The sequence below is a fragment of the Streptomyces sp. NPDC041124 genome (assembly GCF_055592385.1).
Window position 1 is genome coordinate 301,949 of the sequence record NZ_JBVIYR010000004.1, and the last position, 20,486, is coordinate 322,434.

The 20,486-nt window shown below is 68.6% G+C and carries 12 protein-coding genes; 2 read left to right on the plus strand and 10 right to left on the minus strand.

The features are described from left to right. Positions 1-195: 195 nt before the first annotated feature. From ACZ6A9_RS13085 to ngcE, 9 genes are all read right to left on the minus strand, one after another. Entirely contained in the window at positions 196-1,716 is a 1,521-nt protein-coding gene (locus ACZ6A9_RS13085; RefSeq protein WP_468983730.1) for an amino acid permease, read from the minus strand. A gap of 146 nt (positions 1,717-1,862) precedes the next feature. Next, positions 1,863-3,794: a 1-deoxy-D-xylulose-5-phosphate synthase gene (dxs, locus tag ACZ6A9_RS13090; protein WP_468983733.1), complete on the minus strand. Its 1,932-nt coding sequence runs from the start codon at positions 3,792-3,794 to the stop codon at positions 1,863-1,865. 199 nt (positions 3,795-3,993) lie between these two features. Further along, complete coding sequence (locus tag ACZ6A9_RS13095; RefSeq protein ID WP_468984590.1) at positions 3,994-5,244, minus strand: sugar ABC transporter permease; 1,251 nt, start codon at positions 5,242-5,244, stop codon at positions 3,994-3,996. Between the two features lie 80 nt (positions 5,245-5,324). After that, on the minus strand, positions 5,325-6,116 hold the full coding sequence (locus ACZ6A9_RS13100) for an ATP-binding cassette domain-containing protein (RefSeq protein WP_037940698.1): 792 nt from the start codon (positions 6,114-6,116) through the stop codon (positions 5,325-5,327). A gap of 182 nt (positions 6,117-6,298) precedes the next feature. Further along, positions 6,299-7,414, minus strand: coding sequence for an ABC transporter substrate-binding protein (locus tag ACZ6A9_RS13105; protein ID WP_468983737.1), 1,116 nt, complete (start codon positions 7,412-7,414; stop codon positions 6,299-6,301). A gap of 120 nt (positions 7,415-7,534) precedes the next feature. After that, the gene (locus tag ACZ6A9_RS13110; protein ID WP_468984594.1) at positions 7,535-8,746 is read right to left on the minus strand and encodes an ROK family transcriptional regulator; all 1,212 of its coding nucleotides are present in this window, start codon (positions 8,744-8,746) and stop codon (positions 7,535-7,537) included. Positions 8,747-8,929: 183 nt separating this feature from the next. Continuing rightward, positions 8,930-9,865 carry a carbohydrate ABC transporter permease gene (locus ACZ6A9_RS13115; RefSeq protein ID WP_468983741.1) on the minus strand — a complete coding sequence of 312 codons (936 nt, stop codon included), beginning with the start codon at positions 9,863-9,865 and terminating at the stop codon, positions 8,930-8,932. A gap of 15 nt (positions 9,866-9,880) precedes the next feature. Continuing rightward, positions 9,881-10,810, minus strand: coding sequence for a carbohydrate ABC transporter permease (locus tag ACZ6A9_RS13120; protein WP_468983770.1), 930 nt, complete (start codon positions 10,808-10,810; stop codon positions 9,881-9,883). A 75-nt stretch (positions 10,811-10,885) separates the two neighbouring features. Continuing rightward, positions 10,886-12,343 carry an N-acetylglucosamine/diacetylchitobiose ABC transporter substrate-binding protein gene (ngcE, locus tag ACZ6A9_RS13125; RefSeq protein ID WP_468983772.1) on the minus strand — a complete coding sequence of 486 codons (1,458 nt, stop codon included), beginning with the start codon at positions 12,341-12,343 and terminating at the stop codon, positions 10,886-10,888. 376 nt (positions 12,344-12,719) lie between these two features. Here ngcE and ACZ6A9_RS13130 point away from each other — a divergent pair, with 376 nt between their 5' ends. Then, a complete protein-coding gene (locus ACZ6A9_RS13130; protein WP_468983775.1) occupies positions 12,720-16,520 on the plus strand; it encodes a GH92 family glycosyl hydrolase in 3,801 nt (1,266 codons plus the stop codon). A gap of 222 nt (positions 16,521-16,742) precedes the next feature. On the opposite strand, the gene acnA is transcribed toward ACZ6A9_RS13130, so the two are convergent. Beyond that, positions 16,743-19,466 carry an aconitate hydratase AcnA gene (acnA, locus tag ACZ6A9_RS13135; protein ID WP_468983777.1) on the minus strand — a complete coding sequence of 908 codons (2,724 nt, stop codon included), beginning with the start codon at positions 19,464-19,466 and terminating at the stop codon, positions 16,743-16,745. Positions 19,467-20,242: 776 nt separating this feature from the next. Between acnA and ACZ6A9_RS13140 the strand changes: the two genes are divergently transcribed. Continuing rightward, positions 20,243-20,434 carry a DUF4236 domain-containing protein gene (locus tag ACZ6A9_RS13140; protein WP_189557888.1) on the plus strand — a complete coding sequence of 64 codons (192 nt, stop codon included), beginning with the start codon at positions 20,243-20,245 and terminating at the stop codon, positions 20,432-20,434. Positions 20,435-20,486: the final 52 nt, after the last annotated feature.

The following is a 20,486-nucleotide window of genomic DNA, read 5'->3' on the forward strand; positions in this document are numbered from 1 at the left end:
GGAGCCGGTGTCGCACGAGGGGGACCACGTCGGCGCCCGCGGCCCTCCTCACCGGCCGCTCGCGCCGTCCCCGCGTGAGCGCGCCCAGGGGCGTGCAGGTCACGGCCGGGCGCCGTCGAGGGGGCGCGGTGCCGAGCACGCCCCGAGCACGGCGCCGTACCCCGATCGCGAGCCCGGCCACCCCCGGCACCGGGGTCAGCGCGAGTCCGGGCCGGAGCGTCCGACGGGCGCCCCGGGCTCGCTCTCGCCCTTGGCCAGGCGGCTGTGCCTGCGGCCGTAGAGGAAGTAGACGGCGACGCCGATCGCCATCCAGACACCGAAGCGGACCCAGGTCTCGGCGGGGAGGTTCAGCATCAGCCACAGGGAGGCGGCGACCGACACGATCGGCAGCACGGGCACCCAGGGGGTGCGGAACGCGCGGGGCAGGTCGGGCCGGGTCCTGCGGAGGATGAGCACGCTGATCGCGACGATGACGAAGGCGAACAGGGTGCCGATGTTCACCAGCGCGGCGAGTTCGTTCAGCGGGGTGAAGCCCGCGAGGATCGCGATGGCGACACCGAGCAGGATGGTCGGCCGGTGCGGGGTCCTGAACCGGGGGTGGACCCGGGAGAAGAACCTCGGCAGCAGTCCGTCGCGGCTCATCGCGAAGAAGACCCGGGTCTGGCCGAGCAGCAGGATCATGCAGACGGTCGTCAGGCCGACGGCGGCCCCGAAGCTGATGAAGCCCGCGTACCACGGATGCCCAGTCGCCTTGAAGGCGTCCGCCAGCGGGGCGTCCACGGACAGCTCCCGGTAGTTCTGCATGCCGGTGACGACGATCGACACCAGCACGTACAGCACGGTGCAGATGAACAGGGAGCCGAGGATGCCGCGGGGCATGTCGCGCTGCGGGTTCTTGGTCTCCTCGGCGGCCGTGGCGACGATGTCGAAGCCGATGAAGGCGAAGAACACCACCGAGGCCGCGGTGAAGATGCCCATCACGCCGAAGTTGGCCGGGGCCCATCCGAACATCAGCTGGATGAGAGGGGAGTCGAGGCTGTCCCCCGCGGGCACGGGCTGCGACTCGGGGATGAAGGGGTCGTAGTTGTCCGCGGTGATGAAGAAGGCCCCCGCGATGATCACCACGAGGACCACGGTCACCTTGATGGCGACGACCACCGAGGTGACGCGGGCGGACAGCTTCATGCCCAGGACGAGGATGCCGGTGAGCACCAGCACCAGCACGGCGGCGAGGATGTCGAACCCGAAGACGTCGGAGCCTTCGCGGCTGCCCAGCACCGCGGGCATCTGCCAGCCGGCGTTGTCCATCAGCGACTGGATGTAACCCGACCAGCCGACGGCCACCACCGCCGTGCCGAGCGCGAATTCCAGGACCAGGTCCCAGCCGATGATCCACGCGGGCAGTTCACCCAGAGAGGCGTACGAGAAGGTGTAGGCGGAGCCCGCCACCGGGACGGTGGAGGCGAACTCGGCGTAGCAGAGCGCGGCGAGCGCGCAGACGACACCGGCCACCACGAAGGCCAGGGCGGTGGCCGGTCCGGCGTTGTCCTTGGCGACCGTGCCGGTGAGGACGAAGATGCCGGTGCCGATGATGACACCGACACCGAAGACGGTCAGATCCAGGGCGGACAGGGATTTCTTGAGCGAGTGCTCGGGTTCCTCCGTGTCACGGATGGACTGTTCTACCTTCTTCGTCCGGAAGAGGGGGCTTGTCACGGGTACCTCCCACGCTTGTCGTCCTCGACATGATCGAGAGGGGGCTTAGCTCGTATGCCCCGGCGCGGGCGCTCTCACGCGAACGGGCCGCGCGCGCCACCCTCACAGTGGCACGGGCGGCCCGTCCGGGCGACGCGTGAGTGACGTCAGTCGCGGGCGGGTTCCACCGAGTCGACGGCGTCCGCGGAGGTGTGCTCGTACTTCCCGTCGAGCTTGGCCACCAGACCGGTCACCTGACGGGCGATGTCGGGAGCGGTCAGGCCGATCTCGGCCAGGACCTCGGCGCGCGAGGCGTGGTCGAGGAAGCGCGGCGGGATGCCGAAGTCGCGCAGCGGCACGTCCACACCGGCGTCGCGCAGCGCCTGGGCGATGGTCGAGCCGACACCGCCGACGCGGGAGTTGTCCTCGACGGTGACGACGACGCGGTGCTTCTCGGCGAGCGGGGCCATCGCCTCGTCGACGGGCTTGACCCAGCGCGGGTCGACGACGGTGGTGGAGATGCCCTGCCGGTCCAGCAGAGCGGCGATCTCCAGGCACATCGGTGCGAGCGCTCCCACGGAGACCAGCAGCACGTCGGGGGTGTCCGTGCCGGGCTCGCGCAGGACGTCCATGCCGCCGACGCGGCCCACGGCGGGCACGGCCGGTCCGACGGCGCCCTTGGAGAAGCGCACCACGGTGGGGGCGTCCTCGACGGCGGTGGCCTCGCGCAGCTGGGCGCGGACCTGGTCGGCGTCGCGCGGGGCGGCGAGCCGCAGGCCGGGGACGACCTGGAGGATCGACATGTCCCACATGCCGTTGTGGGAGGCGCCGTCGGTGCCGGTGACACCGGCCCGGTCGAGGACGAAGGTCACGCCGCACTTGTGCAGGGCCACGTCCATCAGCACCTGGTCGAAGGCGCGGTTGAGGAAGGTGGCGTACACGGCGAAGACCGGGTGCACGCCGGCGTGGGCGAGGCCGGCCGCGGAGACGGCGCCGTGCTGCTCGGCGATGCCGACGTCATAAACCCGGTCGGGGAAGCGCTTGGCGAACTTGTCGAGGCCGACCGGCTGGAGCATGGCGGCGGTGATGGCGACGATGTCCTCGCGCTCCTCGCCGAGCTTCACCATCTCCTCGCCGAAGACGCTCGTCCAGTCGGCTCCGGAGCTGGCGATGGGCAGGCCCGTGTCGGGGTGGATCTTGCCGACGGCGTGGAAGCGGTCGGCCTCGTCCTGGAGGGCGGGCTGGTAGCCGCGGCCCTTCTCGGTGAGGCAGTGCACGATGACCGGGCCGCCGAAGCGCTTGGCGCGGGTCAGGGCGGACTCCAGGGCCTCGATGTCGTGGCCGTCGATGGGGCCGACGTACTTCAGGCCCAGGTCCTCGAACATGCCCTGCGGGGCGATGAAGTCCTTCAGGCCCTTCTTCGCGCCGTGCAGCGTGTCGAAGAGGGGCTTGCCGACGACCGGGGTGCGCTCCAGGAGGTCCTTGGTGCGGGTCAGGAAGCGTTCGTAGCCGTCGGTGGTGCGCAGGGTCGCCAGGTGGTTCGCCAGGCCGCCGATGGTGGGCGAGTAGGAGCGCTCGTTGTCGTTGACGACGATGACGAGCGGGCGGTCCTTGGCGTCGGCGATGTTGTTCAGCGCCTCCCAGGCCATGCCGCCGGTGAGCGCGCCGTCACCGATGACCGCGACGACGTGGCTGTCGCGCTTCTTGATCTGGTTGGCCTTGGCGATGCCGTCGGCCCAGCCGAGGACGGTCGAGGCGTGGCTGTTCTCGATGACGTCGTGCTCGGACTCGGCCTGCGAGGGGTAGCCGGACAGGCCGCCCTTCATCTTCAGCTTGGAGAAGTCCTGCCGGCCGGTCAGCAGCTTGTGCACGTAGGACTGGTGGCCGGTGTCCCAGAGGACCTTGTCCCTGGGCGACTCGAAGACCCGGTGCAGGGCGATGGTGAGCTCCACCACACCGAGGTTGGGGCCGAGGTGGCCGCCGGTCTTGGAGACCGCCTCGACGAGGAAGGTCCGGATCTCCCCGGCCAGCCGGTCGAGCTCCTCCGGGCCGAGCCGGTCCAGATCGCGCGGTCCCCTGATGCGGGTCAGCAGCGGCACCCGTGCCTCCTTGCAGTAGAGCTGATCGAGCAGTTGCCGGGCGGGTCGAGTCTAATCTTCCGCTCGGGAGGAACGACTCCGGGCGGTGCGTCATGCATCACCCGATCAGCAGTACCCCGAATGCGTCCGTCCTACGACACCGCTGTTGCCCGGCACCTGGGAGGCACCGGGCAACAGACGACGGATCCGCACCGGGCCGCTAGGCGCGACCGGCCGTCTTCTGCGTCTTGCGGGTGACCGCGTCGATGACGACCGTCGCCAGCAGCACACCACCGGTGATCATGTACTGGACCGGCGAGGCGATGCCCTCCAGCGCCAGACCGTAGGTGATCGAGATGATGACCATCACACCGAGCAGCGCGTCCCACGTGCGGCCACGGCCACCGAAGAGCGACGTACCACCGATGACGGCCGCGGCGATGACGTTCATCAGGAACTCACCGGTGCCCGCGCCCTGGTTGGCGGAGGCGATCTTCGACGCGACGAACAGACCGCCGATCGCGGCGAAGGTGCCGGCGATCGCGAAGACCGAGATCCGGACCATCTCCACGTTGATGCCGGCGCGGCGGGACGCCTCGACGCTGCCGCCGAGCGCGAAGACCTTGCGGCCGTAGGCGGTGCGGCGCAGCACGAAGTCCGTGAGGACCAGGAAGGCCAGGAAGATCACCACGGCCAGCGGCAGGCCCTTGTACTGGTTGAAGACGATCGCGGCGGCGAAGGCCAGGATCGCCAGCAGCACGGTCCGCACGATGATCTCGTTCAGCGGGCGGGACGGCACCCCGGCGGCCTCACGGCGGCGGTTGTCGAAGAACGCGAGGAGGAAGTACCCCACGGTCGCGACGATCGCCAGGCCGTACGCGGCGGCCACGTCCGAGAAGTAGTAGCTGGTCAGCTTGACGACCAGGCCGTCGGAGTCCAGGTTGATGGTGCCGTTGCTGCCGAGGATCTGCAGCATGAAGCCCTGCCAGAACAGCAGTCCGGCCAGGGTCACCGCGAAGGCCGGGACGCCGATGCGGGCGAAGATGAAGCCGTGGATGGCGCCGGCCACCGTGCCGGTGAGGATCGCCAGCACCAGGGCCAGGATCTCGTTCATCCCGTGGGTGACGCTCATCACCGCGAAGGCGGCGCCGGCGACACCGCTGACCGAGCCGACCGACAGGTCGATCTCGCCGAGCAGCAGGACGAAGACGATGCCGACGGCGATCATGCCGGTGCCGACCATGGCGACGGACATGTCGGAGAAGTTGCCGGCGGTGAGGAAGTTGGAGTTCAGGCTGGTGAAGATGGCCCAGATGACCAGCAGGCCGACCACGACGGGGATGGAGCCGAGGTCACCGGCCTTCATCTTCCGCTTGAACTCGTTCCAGTAGCCGAGGAAGCCCTGCTCGCGGACGAGCAGCCGGGGGTCGACCACGGTGACCGCGGCGGGGGCCGCCTCGGGGTTCTCCACGGCGTGGTCCTCGACCGGGGCGGGGGTCTTGTCGGACGTCTTGCCGACGGACGTCTTGTCGCTGCTCACGTCTTCGGTGCTCACTTCTTGATCTCCCCATTGGTGCGCGCCGCACGACGGGTCACGGCGTTGTCCGTGGCGCCCGTGATGGCGGAGATGATCTCTTCCTGCGAGGTCGACTTGACCTCGAAGACGCCGTTGTTGCGCCCGAGGCGCAGAACCGCGACCTTGTCCGCCACGGCCTTCACATCGGCCATGTTGTGGCTGATGAGGATGACCGCGTGACCGCGCTCGCGCAGCCGCTCGACCAGGTCGAGGACCTGCGCGGTCTGCTCGACGCCGAGGGCGGCGGTGGGCTCGTCGAGGATCACCAGCTTCGGCTCGCCGAGCATGGACCGGGCGATGGCCACGACCTGACGCTGACCGCCGGAGAGCGAGGCGATCGGGATGCGGACGCTGGGGATGCGGATGGAGAGCGTGTCGAGGAGCTCGCGGGAGCGGCGCTCCATCTCGACCTCGTCCAGGACGCCGCGCCTGCGGAGCTCCCGGCCCAGGTAGAGGTTGCCGACGACGTCGATGTTGTCGCACAGCGCGAGGTCCTGGTAGACCGTCGCGATGCCCAGGTTCTGGGCGTCGTGCGGCCGGTTGATCTGGACGGCCTTGCCGTCCCATTCGATGACGCCCTCATCGATGGGGTGTACGCCGGCGATCGTCTTGACCAGCGTGGACTTTCCGGCACCGTTGTCGCCCACCAGGGCGACCACCTCACCGGCGTGGACCTCAAGCTCTACGTCGGTGAGCGCCTGGACGGCACCGAACCGCTTGGAGACCCCGCGCAACGCCAGCACGGGCGTAGCGGACACGTGAACCATCTCCTTCGCCGCCTGACCCGGCGGGAGGTTGTGCAGAGAATTTGGGGGGTGTTTCCGTCCGGCGCCCCGCGTAGCTTGCGGGGCTGATGGGTGCGGGGCGCCGGCGGAAGCGCGTGGCAGTCGGTCCCGGGAGGGAGTCCGGGTCACGGACTCCCCCGTGTGTCACGGGACTCGGGGACTGCTTACTTGAGGCCGATCTTGTCGCAGGCGGCCTTGTACTTGTCCGTGCAGATCTCCTGGACGGTGTAGATGCCGTCCTTGATCACGGTGTCGTTGATGTTCTCCTGGGTCAGCGAGATGACCGGGACGAGGACGGACGGGACACCCTTGGTGGTGGGGCTGTCGACCTTGTCCTTGGCGAGGGAGTCCAGCGACTTGCCCTGGGCGAGCAGGACGGCCAGCTCCGCGGCGACGTTCGCCTCCTGCGGGAACGGCTTGTAGACGCTCATGAACTGCTCACCGGTGACGATGCGCTGCACGCCCGCGAGTTCGGCGTCCTGGCCGGTGACCGGGATGTCGGCGATGCCGGCGGCCTTCAGGGCGGTGATGATGCCGCCCGCCATGCCGTCGTTGGCGGAGTAGACGCCGACGATCTTGTCCTTGCCGAGGGCGGAGATGGCGCCCTCCATGTTGGCGTTGGCGTTCTCCGGCTTCCACTCCTTGGTGTCGTACTCGCGGCCGATCTTCACCTTGCCGTCGAGGACGGAGTGCGCGCCCTGCTTGAAGAGGGCGGCGTTCGGGTCGGTGGAGGACCCGTTCATCATGACGATCTGGCCGTCCTTGGCCTTGTCGCCCAGCTTCTCCAGCAGGGCCTCGCCCTGGGTCTTGCCGACGGTCACGTTGTCGAACGAGGTGTAGGCGTCGATCGGGCCCTCGGCGAGGCGGTCGAAGGCGACGACCGGGATGCCGGCGTCCTTGGCCTTCTTGACCGAGCCGGCGATCGCCTTGGCGTCGACCGCGTCCAGGATCAGCACGTCCACCTTGTTGGTGATCATCGTGTCGACCTGCTGGTTCTGCAGGCTGGCGTCCTGCTTGGCGTTGGCGTAGACCACCTCGCCCTTGTTGTTCGTGAGCTCCTTGACCTTCTTCTCGATCAAGGGCTTGTCGAACTTCTCGTAGCGCGCCGTCTGGTTCTCCGGCAGGAGCAGACCGACCTTGATGTCGTCGCCCTTGGCGGCGGCGGAGTCGCCGGAGTCCTTCTTGTCGCCGGACTCGGCGGCGCTGCCGCAAGCGGCGAGCGAGACGGCCATCGCACCGGCGGCAACGGCAAAGGCGACACGACGCATACGCGTGTTCATTCAGAAACCTCCCTGACGAGGCCGCGTCGTTGCGGCCGAGGTGGCTGGAAGTCAACTCGGCCACACGTGCGACGTCAAGAAGTAAATCCTTAACGAGATGGCAACGGTGCCATCCGTTCTCTAAGTGAAGGCAGGGCTGGCCGACTTGAGGGACCCCGTCGCAGTCCCGTCGAGAAGGGTCGAATCGCCCATCTCACCCAGGGCGAGGGCGAGCGCTCCGAGGACCTCCGCACGGCCGCCAAGTGCCCCGGGAAGGACCGACAGTTGACGCGCCGCGCTGGGGATCGCGTAGCGGCTCACGGACTCCCGGATCGGCCCCAGCACCAGCTCGCCGGCCTCGGCGAGATCGCCGCCGAGGACCACCCGGCTGGGATTCAGCAGGTTGCAGAGGTTGGCGACTCCACTGCCGATGTGGCGGCCGACGTCGGCGATCACCCGACGACAGCCCGGGTCACCGTCCCGCGCGAGCCTGACGACGCCTTCCATCGTCAGGTCGGTGCCGTGACTGGGCTGGAGCAGCGGGAGCACGTAGCGCGCCGCCGTGAAGGTCTCCAGGCAGCCGCGGTTGCCGCAGCGGCACACGGGGCCGGATTCGTCGAGTGTGATGTGTCCGATCTCACCCGCGGTACCGCCCGGTCCGCGGTAGATCTTGCCGCTGATCACCAGTCCCGCGCCGACACCGCTGGCCACCTTGATGTACGCCAGGTCCCGCACCCCTCGGCCGCTCCCCCAGACCATCTCGCCGAGGGCGCCGAGGTTGGCGTCGTTGTCCACGTGCACCGGCACGCCGAGCCGCCCCCGCAGCTCCTCGGCGGGCTTGGTGCCGGTCCAGCCGGGCAGGATCGCGGTCGAGCCCAGGGTGCCGGACTCCACGTCGATCGGACCGGGCACGCCGAGGCCCACCCCGGCGACCTTGGAGCGGTCCACGCCGGTCGCCTCGATCAGCCTGCTGACGAGCTGTTCCGCCCGGTCGAAGCCCTGGGTCGAGGAGGCGTCCACGTCCAGCGGCTCGGACTCCTCGGCCAGCACCTGGTGGGCCAGGTTCCCGACCGCGACCCGTAGGTGGGTGTGCCCGAAGTCGACGCCGATGACGATGCCGGCGTCCCCGCTCAGGGAGACGCTGCGGGCCCGGCGTCCACCCGACGAGGTCGGGGTGACCTCGACCGTCCCGCCGTCCTTCAGCTCCCGGACGATGTTGGAGACCGTGGCCGCGGACAGGCCGGTCGTCCTCGCGATCTCCGCCTGGGTGAGGGAACCCGCAAGACGTACTGCCCGGACGACCCGCTCCAGGTTGGCTCGGTGCAGCGACGACTGCGACCCCGGAGTCTCCACGACGACCTCCTGCGCGCGGGGCCGCATCGGTGAGGCCCCTCTCATGTCCAACTAGTGAACTCTAAGATGAGCTGTTCGGGTTGCCTCCCGTCAAGAGGTTGAACCGTTTCCGGGTGCATGGACACACACGGACACGCCGCTCCCTGCGGCGGGAGCGGCGTGTGAAGGGTGGATTCCGGAGCGTTACTTCAAGGTTGCGGACGTGAGGCCGGCCTGCACCTGCCGCTGGAAGGACAGGTACACCACCAGCATCGGCACCATGGCGATGGTCACACCGGCGAAGAGCACGGGCAGGTCCGAGGCGTAGCCCTGCTGCTGCTGGAGCTGGATGAGCCCCTGGGTCAGCACGTAGCGTTCCGGATCGTCCCCGCTCTGCGGCTGCATCAGCACGGTCGGCAGGATGTACTGGTTCCACTGGCCCAGCGTGTTGAAGATGCCGACGCTCAGCAGGCCGGGCTTGGCCATCGGCATCATCACCTGGAAGAAGGTCCGGGTGTGCGAGGCCCCGTCGAGGACGGCCGCCTCGAAGACCGCCGTGGGCAGGGTCCGGAAGAAGGCGTGCATGAAGAACACCGTGAACGGCAGCGAGTAGGCGACGTACACCAGGGCCAGGCCGTGGTAGGTGTTCAGCATGTCCAGCCGCTTGACCATGAAGAACAGCGGCACCAGAGCCAGGAAGACGGGGAACATGGCGCCCGCGACGAAGAAGTAGTACAGCAGGCGGTTGCCCCGGAACTCGTAGCGGGCGAGCACGTAGGCGGCCATCGCGCCGAACAGCATGGTCAGCGGCACGGAGATGGCCAGCACGATGACCGTGCTGGTGAAGTAGTCGCCGATGCCCTTCTCCCAGGCACGGGAGAAGACGCCCAGGTCCCAGTTCTGCGGCCGGCCGAAGGCCGAGCCGCCGATCTGCGCGTCGGTCCGGAAGGAGCTGAGCACCAGCCACACCAGCGGCAGCACGATCAGCACCGCCCACACGGCGAGGAAGCCGTGCGAGAAGACGTTCAGCACGACGCCTTCGCCGCGCCGGTCTCCGGGGCGGAGGGTGGCCTTGCCGGCGGGCGGGGAGGGCGGGGTGGGGCCCTGGGTGGGGGAGGTTTCCTTGAGAGGTGCGCTCATCGTCGTTGCTCCGCCTCAGAACTCGATGCGCTCGCGACGGGTGGCGCGCAGCATGACCACGGACACGATCAGGGTGAGGGCCAGCATGACCACGCCCATGGCGCAGGCGTAGCCGCTCCGGCCGTACAGCAGGAAGTTGCGCATCATCACGGTGGACATGACCTCGCTGTGGTGGTCCGGGCCACCGCCGTAGTCGCCGGCGGTCATGGTGGAGACCAGGATGAACATGTCCATCGCCGCGATGCCGAGATAGACCCAGGCGGTCTGCACGGAGTCCCACAGCAGCGGCAGGGTGATGCGGAAGAAGGACTGGGTGCGGCTCGCTCCGTCGATGAGCGCGGCCTCGTAGATGTCGCGCGGAATGGACTGCATGGCGGCGGAGAAAAGCACCAGATAAAAGCCGACGCCGTGCCAGACGACCACGGCCATCAGGGCCCACAGCACGAAGTTCGGCTCGTTGAGCCATTCCACGGGATTCTGGCTGTCGACCAGTCCGAGCTTGATCAGGACGCCGTTGAGCATGCCGCCGCCGTCACTGCGGTAGACGGCTCCGAAGAGCACCGCCAGGATGGCCAGCGACAGGACCTGCGGAAAGAAGTAGATGACCCGGTAGTACTTCGATCCGGCGACTCCGGAGACACCTCCGGAACGTCCGCGTCCGCCCGCGTTCAGCATGAAGGCGAAGAACAGCGCGAGCAGAATGGTGATCACCGGGATGAACACCAGGAACAGGATGTTGTGCCAGATGGCACCCATGAAGATGTCGTCCTCGAACAACGCCGCGTAGTTGTCCAGGCCGACGAAGTCGAAGCTCTGCGACTGCCCCTTCCAGTCGGTCAGTGAATAACCGAAGGTCTGGATGTAAGGCCAGATCACGAAGATCAGATAGAGCGCCACGGGGAGGAAGAGGAATCCCGCGACGAACCGGTGCTGCCCTTTGCGCATGACGTCCTGCCCCTGGGTGTGGCCGCCGCGGGCCGGTGTTCCTCCCGGCCCGCGGCGGTCGTCGGTCGAGCGAGATCAGTCGCGGCGGTTCTTCTTCGAGGCCGGGTCCTTGGCCTGCTTGTCGACCGCGGCCTGGGCCCGCTTGAGCCACTCCTTGGGCTGGATGCGCTTGGCCATCAGCTCGTTGGAGGCGTTCTCGATGGCGGTGCCCATCTCGCTGTACCACTCGGTGTACAGGTAGCGGAAGGTGTCGTCGCCTGCCGCCCGGGAGGCTTCGACGGTGGACTGGGTGCCCGGCCGCAGCTGGACGTTCGGGTCGACGCCGTCCTTGAGGATGGTCAGCGAGTTGGCCTCCTTGGCGAACATGGTCGCCCAGTCCTTGGAGAGCATCATCCGCATGAACTCCTGGGCCGCGGGGAGGTTCCTGGCCTTGGAGGGGATGATGAAGGGCTCGCCGGAGCCGGCCCGGATCGCCTCGAAGGGCAGCGCGCTGTCCGCCAGCACCGGCATCGGCAGGAACTTCATGTCGAAGTCGTCCGGAGTCGTCTTGAGCTGCTCGTTCTCCAGCCAGGAGCCGCTGGTGATGAAGGCGGCCTTGTACTGGTTCCAGCGGGTCTGCGACTCGGTGTGGGTCAGGCCGTTCGTGCCGGGCATCAGGTAGCCCTTCTCGACGACCTCGTAGATCGCCTCGATGGCCTCGGTGGCGGCGTCGGAGCCGACGAACGCCTTGGGGTCGAGGTTGTCGATCGCCTTCATGGCGTCCAGGCCGCCCTTCTTGGCGATCAGGTCCATGATGGCGACGTTGATGTAGTAGGGGAACTTGCCCTGGTGGGCGAGGCCGCCGATGCCCTGGGCCTTGGCGTCCTTGCAGATGGCGAGGAAGTCGTCCCAGGTCTTGGGCGCCTCCCAGCCCTTGTCCTTGAAGAGCTTGCCGGAGTACCACAGGCCCCACACCGTGTAGATGTAGTTGAGGGCGACGACCTTGCCCTCCTGCATGCCGGCGTCGATCGTGCCGGGGATGAGGGTGTCGCGCACCTTCTTGGACGGGTCGTCGACCGAGGGGGCGTCCAGCACCTTCGCGAGGTCGAGGAGCTGGCCGTTCTTGTGCAGCACGTCGATCGGGATCTGCTGGGCGCCGGAGTCGTCGACGATGTCCGGCGGATTGCCCGCGTTGAACCGCGGCTGGAGCTTGCCCGTGATCTCCTGGGTTCCGGTGTGCACGGACGTGACGCCGTGCTTCTTCTCGAAGTCGGCCTCCCACGCCTTGGCATAGGCGTCGCCGTAACCGCCCTTGAAGATGACGACGTCGAGTTTGGTCCCCTTCTTGACGCCGAACGGGTTGGATTCGGACGTCTTTCCCTCGTTCTGGCCGGAGTCGTCGTCGCCGCCCCCGCTGGCACACGCGGACAAAAAGCCCATCGCCGGTACCGAAACCAGGCCGAGTGCGGCGGACCGCTTGATCAGTGCGCGGCGCCCCACGCCGGTCGTGCCGTTCTCACCGGTGCCGTTGTTCTCGCCGGAAGTGGATCCCATGCTCAAGTCCTCGCCTTCTCCAGGACTCAGGCGGTGAACCGGATCCTTACCGGCACCGCGTTCGGGTCACGCTGGGTCGTGCAGGAAGTGCGGCCGTGCTGGGGTCGGGTGCGGTGAAGATGCCCCGGAGTGCCGACAGGTATAGTCCACTTCAGGGCGACGGAGCAAGATCGAATGCAAGGTTCCCCACCTGTCTTTTCCGAGTTGAGACCTCGCGGAAATACGGGCCCGTCGCGCGCCGCCCAGCGGAGAAATCACCGCCGCCGCACCTGAATGCCGCATTCAACCCCCTTGACACCACGGGCCACTTGCCGCACTACTGGTCCTTGCGCATCTCGACTGACAACGTTGTCCAGCACAGGGAGGGTGCTCGCGCATGCAACGTAGGGTCCGGCACAGATGGGGAACGGCGGTCGTCGCGACGACCGCCTTTGCTTTGGCCGCGGGCTCGCAGGGCGCCGCGGTCGCCCTGCCCGCGGCACCGGAGAAGGCGGACCGGGAGTTCGCCTCCTCCTTCGAGGCCGGTCAGCCGGCTCCGGACTGGCTGAACACCGTGGACACCACTCCGGGCGGCGGCAAACGCGCCTCGGGCGTGGACGGCGGGTTCACGTCCGGCATCCCGGGCAATGTCACCGACCACGTCACCGACGTCCGCGCCAGCGGGGAGAACACCGGCGCCAAGGAGGTGAAGGGGAACCTCTTCGACGGGGAACCCGGCACCAAGTGGCTGACGTTCGCGCCGACCGGCTGGATCGAGTTCGAGCTGGACGAGCCGGCGAGGATCGTCGAGTACGCCCTGACCTCGGCCAACGACCACGCCGAACGCGACCCCGCGGACTGGACGTTGAAGGGCTCGGCGGACGGTGAGGACTGGCGGACGCTGGACACCCGCTCCGGACAGTCCTTCCCCGAGCGGTTCGAGACCAGGACCTACGACCTCGCCCAAGCCGCCGAATTCCGCCACTGGCGGGTGGAGTTCACCAAGAACAACGGGGCGGGCGACGCGCTCCAGCTGGCCGAGATCCAGCTGTCCACCGGCGTCGCGGACCCCATACCCGAGGACATGCTCTCGCTCGTCGACCGCGGCCCGAGCGGCTCGCCCACGGCGAAGGCGGACGCCGGTTTCACCGGCAGGCGCGCCCTGCGGTACGCGGGCCGGCACACCGCCGACGGCCGGGCGTACTCGTACAACAAGGTCTTCGACGTGAACGTGAAGGTCGAGCGCCGCACGGAACTGTCGTACAAGATCTTCCCGTCGATGGCGGACCGGGACCTCGACTACGACGCCACGAACGTCGCCGTCGACCTGGCCTTCACCGACGGCACCCACCTGAGCGACCTGAGGGCGACGGACCAGCACGGCTTCCCGCTGTCGCCGCGCGGCCAGGGCGCCTCCAAGGTGCTGTACGTCAACCAGTGGAACAGCGTGCGCTCCGCGATCGGCTCGGTCGCCGCCGGCAAGACCGTCGACCGGATCCTGGTGGCCTACGACTCCCCGAAGGGCCCGGCGAAGTTCCGCGGCTGGCTCGACGACGTGGCGCTGCGGCAGGCGGAGCCCGAGCGGCCGAAGGCCTATCTGTCCGACTACGCGGTGACCACCCGGGGCACCAACTCCAGCGGCGCCTTCTCCCGCGGCAACACCTTCCCCGCGACGGCCGTGCCGCACGGGTTCAACTTCTGGACGCCGGTCACCAACGCCGGTTCCACCAGCTGGCTGTACGACTACGCGAGCGGCAACAACGACGACAACCTGCCGACCGTCCAGGCGTTCAGCGCGAGTCACGAGCCGAGCCCCTGGATGGGTGACCGGCAGACCTTCCAGGTGATGCCGTCGGCCGCCTCCGGCACCCCGGACACCGGCCGTGAGGCGCGCGAGCTGGCCTTCCGGCACGAGAACGAGACCGCCCGGCCGTACTACTACGGGGTGCGGTTCGAGAACGGCGTGAAGGCCGAGATGGCGCCGACGGACCACGCCGCGATGATGCGCTTCACCTTCCCCGGTGACGACGCGAGCGTGCTGTTCGACAACGTCAACGACCAGGCCGGGCTGACCCTCGACCAGGAGAACGGCACCTTCACCGGCTACTCCGACGTCAAGTCCGGTCTGTCCACGGGTGCGACCCGGATGTTCGTGTACGGCGAGTTCGACCGCAAGGTCACCGACGGCGCCGCGGAGGGCGTCAAGGGGCACCTGCGCTTCGACGCGGGCAGGAACCGCACGGTCACCCTGCGCCTGGCCACCTCCCTGATCAGTGTCGACCAGGCGAAGGACAACCTGCGCCAGGAGATCGGCCGCACCACCACCTTCGACGAGGTCAAGCGGGACGCGCGGCGCCAGTGGGACCGGATCCTCGGCAAGGTCGAGGTGGAGGGCGCCACACCGGACCAGCTGACCACGCTGTACTCCAGCCTCTACCGGCTGTACCTGTACCCGAACTCGGGCTTCGAGAAGGTCGGCGGGAAGGACAGGTACGCCTCGCCGTTCTCGAAGATGGAGCGTCCTGACACCCCGACGCACACCGGTGCGAAGATCGTGGACGGCAAGGTGTACGTCAACAACGGCTTCTGGGACACCTACCGGACCACCTGGCCGGCGTACTCCTTCCTGACCCCCACCAAGGCCGGTGAGCTGGTCGACGGGTTCGTGCAGCACTACAAGGACGGCGGCTGGACCTCCCGCTGGTCCTCCCCCGGCTACGCCGACCTGATGACGGGCACCTCCTCGGACGTCGCGTTCGCGGACGCGTACGTCAAGGGGGTCGACGGCTTCGACGCGGAGGCCGCCTACGACGCGGCCGTGAAGAACGCCACCGTGGTGCCGCCGTCGTCCGGTGTGGGCCGCAAGGGCATGGCGACCTCGCCGTTCCTCGGCTACACCGGCACCGAGACGCACGAAGGCCTGTCGTGGGCGCTCGAGGGCTACCTCAACGACTACGGCATCGCCAGGATGGGCCAGGCCCTGTACAAGAAGACGGGCGAGCGGCGCTACCAGGAGGAGTCCGCCTACTTCCTCGACCGCGCCCAGGACTACGTCAACCTCTTCGACTCCGGGGCCGGGTTCTTCCAGGGCAGGAACGCCAAGGGCGACTGGCGGGTGGAGTCCTCGAAGTACGACCCGCGGGTCTGGGGGTACGACTACACGGAGACCAACGGCTGGGGGTACGCCTTCACCGCCGCCCAGGACAGCCGGGGCCTGGCGAACCTGTACGGCGGCCGCAAGGGACTCGGCGACAAGCTCGACGCGTACCTGTCCACGCCCGAGACGGCCTCCCCGGAGCTGAAGGGCTCCTACAACGGGGTCATCCACGAGATGATCGAGGCGCGCGACGTCCGGATGGGCATGTACGGCCACTCCAACCAGGTCGCCCACCACGCCCTGTACATGTACGACGCGGCCGGGCAGCCCTGGAAGACGCAGAAGAACGTGCGCGAGGTGCTGGCCCGCCTCTACACGGGCAGCGAGATCGGCCAGGGCTACCACGGCGACGAGGACAACGGCGAGCAGTCGGCCTGGTACCTGTTCTCCTCGCTCGGCTTCTACCCGCTGGTCATGGGCAGCGGCGAATACGCCATCGGCTCACCGCTGTTCACCAAGACGACCGTGCACCTGGAGAACGGCCGCGAACTGGTCGTCAAGGCGCCGAAGAACAGCGCGAAGAACGTCTATGTGCAAGGGCTGAAGGTCAACGGCAAGCGGTGGAAGTCCACTTCGCTGCCGCACTCGGTGATCGCCAGGGGCGGTGTGCTGGAGTTCGACATGGGTCCGCGTCCGTCGTCGTGGGGCACGGGCAAGGACGCGGCACCCGTGTCCATCACCCAGGACGACGAGGTGCCCACCCCGCGCGAGGACGCGCTCAAGGGCACGGGCGCGCTGTTCGACAACACGTCGGCGACCGCCGCCACCGTGTCCGCCGTGGACCTCCCCGTCACCGGGGCCACCAAGGCCGTGCAGTACACGCTGACCTCCTCGGACCGCACCGGGGCGCCCACGGGCTGGGTGCTGCAGGGCTCGGCCGACGGGGAGACGTGGACGGACCTGGACCGGCGGACGGACGAGTCCTTCCGCTGGGACCGGCAGACCCGCGCCTTCTCGGTGGACGAGCCGGGCTCCTACGGCCGCTACCGGCTGGTCCTGAGCGGTGAGGCGACGCTGGCGGAGGTGGAACTGCTGAGCTGACCGCTCGTCGCGAGGCGGGCCCGGAACCTCGTCCGGGCCCGCCTCGCACGCGGCCGGGGTGGTAGCGCCGCCGACGGCGGGTTCCGGTCCACCGACAGCATGGGAGCGCTCCCACCTCGCCGTGAGGGGAAGGTAACGTCACGCGCCACCCGTTGTAAACAGGCGCCGGGGGCCGCATCCCCGACCACGGGGATGCGGCCCCCGACTGCCCTGCCCTGCCGCTTACTTGCGGATCAGGCTGCGCAGCACGTACTGCAGGATGCCGCCGTTGCGGTAGTAGTCGGCCTCACCGGGGGTGTCGATGCGGACGACCGCGTCGAACTCGACGCCCGTGTCGGTGGTGACCTTCACCGTGCGCGGGGTGGTGCCCTCGTTGAGCTCGGTGACACCGGAGACGGAGAAGGTCTCCTCGCCGGTCAGGCCGAGGGACTCGGCGGTGTGGCCCTCCGGGAACTGCAGCGGCAGGACGCCCATGCCGATGAGGTTCGAGCGGTGGATGCGCTCGTAGGACTCGGCGATGACGGCCTTGACGCCGAGCAGCGCGGTGCCCTTGGCCGCCCAGTCGCGGGAGGAGCCGGAGCCGTACTCCTTGCCGGCCAGGACGACGAGCGGGATGCCCTGCTCGATGTAGTTGCGGGAGGCGTCGTAGATGAACGACACCGGACCGCCGTCCTGGGTGAAGTCGCGGGTGTAGCCGCCCTCGGTGCCCGGCGCGATCTGGTTGCGCAGGCGGATGTTGGCGAACGTACCGCGGATCATGACCTCGTGGTTGCCGCGGCGCGAGCCGTAGCTGTTGAAGTCACGGCGCTCGATGCCGTGCTCCGTGAGGTACTTGCCGGCCGGGGTGTCGGCCTTGATGGCACCGGCCGGGGAGATGTGGTCGGTGGTGACCGAGTCGCCCAGCTTGGCGAGCACCCGGGCGCCGGAGATGTCCTCGACCGGGGCCGGCTCCATGCCCATGCCCTCGAAGTACGGGGGCTTGCGCACGTAGGTGGACTCGGCGTCCCACTCGAAGGTGTCGCCCGTCGGGATGGACAGCGCCTGCCACTGGGCGTCACCGGCGAAGACGTCGGCGTAGGACTTGGAGAACATGTCCTCGCCGATGGCGTTCGCCACGACGTCGTTGACCTCGGCCTCGGAGGGCCAGATGTCCTTCAGGAAGACCGGGTTGTTGTCCTGGTCGTACCCGAGGGCCTCGCGGGTGATGTCCACCTTCATGGAACCGGCGAGCGCGTAGGCGACGACCAGCGGCGGGGACGCCAGGTAGTTCATCTTGACGTCGGGGTTGATCCGGCCCTCGAAGTTGCGGTTGCCGGAGAGCACCGAGGTGACCGCGAGGTCGTGCTCGTTGACCGCCTTGGAGACCTCCTCCGGCAGCGGGCCGGAGTTGCCGATGCAGGTGGTGCAGCCGTAGCCGACCAGGTTGAAGCCGACCTTGTCGAGATACGGGGTCAGGCCCGCCTTGTCGAAGTAGTCGGTGACGACCTTGGAGCCCGGGGCGAGGGTGGTCTTGACCCACGGCTTGCGGGTCAGGCCCTTCTCCACCGCCTTCTTGGCCACGAGCGCGGCGGCGACCATGACGTACGGGTTGGAGGTGTTGGTGCAGGAGGTGATGGCCGCGACCGTCACCGCGCCGTGGTCGAGCGTGTAGGTCGTGCCGTCGGCTGCGGTGACCTCGACCGGGTGGGAGGGCGCGCCGTTGGAGATGGCCGGGGCGTCGGAGGCCGGGAAGGACTCCTTGCTGGCCTCGTCGACGTCGCCGCCGTCCTTGACGTAGGTGCGCACGTCCTGGGCGAACTGGGCCTTGGCGTCGGCGAGGACGATGCGGTCCTGCGGGCGCTTCGGGCCGGCGATCGACGGGACGACCGTGGACAGGTCCAGCTCGAGCTTCTCGGAGAAGTCCGGCTCGGCCGTCGGGTCCAGCCAGAGGCCCTGCTCCTTGGCGTACGCCTCGACCAGCGCGACCTGCTGGTCGCTGCGGCCGGTCAGACGCATGTAGTTCAGCGTCTCGTCGTCGATCGGGAAGATCGCGGCGGTGGAGCCGAACTCCGGCGACATGTTGCCGATGGTGGCGCGGTTGGCGAGGCTCGTGGCCGCCACACCCTCGCCGTAGAACTCGACGAACTTGCCGACGACGCCGTGCTTGCGCAGCATCTCGGTGATGGTGAGCACCAGGTCGGTGGCGGTGGTGCCCGGCTTCAGCTCACCGGTGAGCTTGAAGCCGACGACGCGCGGGATCAGCATGGAGACCGGCTGGCCGAGCATGGCGGCCTCGGCCTCGATGCCGCCGACGCCCCAGCCGAGCACGCCGAGGCCGTTGACCATGGTGGTGTGCGAGTCGGTGCCGACCAGGGTGTCGGGGTAGGCCTTGCCGTCACGGGTCATGACGACGCGGGCCAGGTGCTCGATGTTCACCTGGTGGACGATGCCGGTGCCGGGCGGGACGACCTTGAAGTCGTCGAAGGCGGTCTGGCCCCAGCGCAGGAACTGGTAGCGCTCCTTGTTGCGGCCGTACTCCAGGTCGACGTTCTGCTTGAAGGCGTCGGGGGTGCCGAACTTGTCGGCGATGACGGAGTGGTCGATGACCATCTCGGCCGGGGAGAGCGGGTTGATCTTGTTCGGGTCGCCGCCGAGCTCCTTGACGGCCTCACGCATGGTGGCGAGGTCGACGACGCAGGGCACGCCGGTGAAGTCCTGCATGATCACGCGCGCCGGCGTGAACTGGATCTCCTGCGACGGCTGCGCCTGGGAGTCCCAGCCGCCCAGGGCACGGATGTGGTCGGCGGTGATGTTGGCGCCGTCCTCGGTGCGGAGCAGGTTCTCCAGCAGCACCTTCAGGCTGTAGGGAAGGCGCGCGGAGCCCTCGACCTTGTCCAGCCGGAAGATCTCGTACGACTCGTCGCCCACCTGCAGCGTGCTGCGGGCGTCGAAGCTGTTCGCCGACACGACAGTCTCCTTCATTGATGTGCGCGTACGTACCACCGCATCCTGCCGCCACGCCGCCCTGGCCGATCCGCTAAGGTAAGGCTAAGTTAGGTAACCCTCACCAGGGTGGCGGCTGCGGTGCGCCTCGGCAGATATCTCGATGTCGAGATAACTCTAGTACACGCGGACGGAATGGTCATGCCCGGGCCCGGCCGGCGACCCCGCCCGTCGAGGCGCGGCCCGGCCGACCCGGTCGTGCGGACTGCTGCCGCCAGTCAACCCGCTCGTGCGCGTGATCGCACCGGAGTCCGGCGCACCCGGCCCGTGCGCGGTTCGGCCTTCGGTGAACCCGGTTCGCCCTTCCGGATCCCCGGGTCCGCCCTTCGGGTACCCGGAAGGCGAGCGGCCATGGTCGGCCACCACGCACCGCCCGTCGGCGGAACCCGGCCGCCCTGCCGCACCTGCGGCCCGCCGGCGGCACCGGCGCACGCGCAGTGAGCGTCCCGGGGTCCACCCACCGGAGTTCATGCGCGACGACGACGCCGGCCGCCTGGACGCACTGGACACACTGGGACCGGAGACGGTGACCTCGTCGGTCGCTCGACGGGCGGAGCCGTCACCCTTCCGCCCGCCCGGCCCGCCCGGACCGCCTCACCCTGGAGGACACTCCCCCGCCACGCCCCGCCACGGGAGGACGCGTGACGGCGCCCACCCGACCCGGGTGAGGACTGTCATCAGTACGCCCGGACGGGGTAGGCGACTGAGACCGGGTCAGTTCCCACACAGAGGAGGCAGGGATGCCGCTCACGTTCCGCAAGAGCTTCCGGATCCTTCCGGGGGTGCGGCTGAACATCAACAAGCGTTCGTGGTCCATCACCACCGGCGGCAAGAACGGCCCCCGCCACACCCGCAGCAGCACGGGACGTCGTACGACATCGATGGATTTGCCCGGACCTTTCGGGTGGCGCCGAACCACTCGGTCCCGCTGAGGCGGGGGCCCCTGACGTCACATCACCCGAACGGACCCCCCAAGAGGCGCCA

Coding starts and splice junctions, on each gene's coding strand:
- ACZ6A9_RS13100 (WP_037940698.1), bottom strand. CDS start 6,116: ATGGTTCACGTGTCCGCTACGCCCGTGCTGGCGTTGCGCGGGGTCTCC.
- ACZ6A9_RS13105 (WP_468983737.1), bottom strand. CDS start 7,414: ATGAACACGCGTATGCGTCGTGTCGCCTTTGCCGTTGCCGCCGGTGCG.
- ACZ6A9_RS13115 (WP_468983741.1), bottom strand. CDS start 9,865: ATGAGCGCACCTCTCAAGGAAACCTCCCCCACCCAGGGCCCCACCCCG.
- ACZ6A9_RS13120 (WP_468983770.1), bottom strand. CDS start 10,810: ATGCGCAAAGGGCAGCACCGGTTCGTCGCGGGATTCCTCTTCCTCCCC.
- ngcE (WP_468983772.1), bottom strand. CDS start 12,343: ATGGGATCCACTTCCGGCGAGAACAACGGCACCGGTGAGAACGGCACG.
- ACZ6A9_RS13130 (WP_468983775.1), top strand. CDS start 12,720: ATGCAACGTAGGGTCCGGCACAGATGGGGAACGGCGGTCGTCGCGACG.
- ACZ6A9_RS13140 (WP_189557888.1), top strand. CDS start 20,243: ATGCCGCTCACGTTCCGCAAGAGCTTCCGGATCCTTCCGGGGGTGCGG.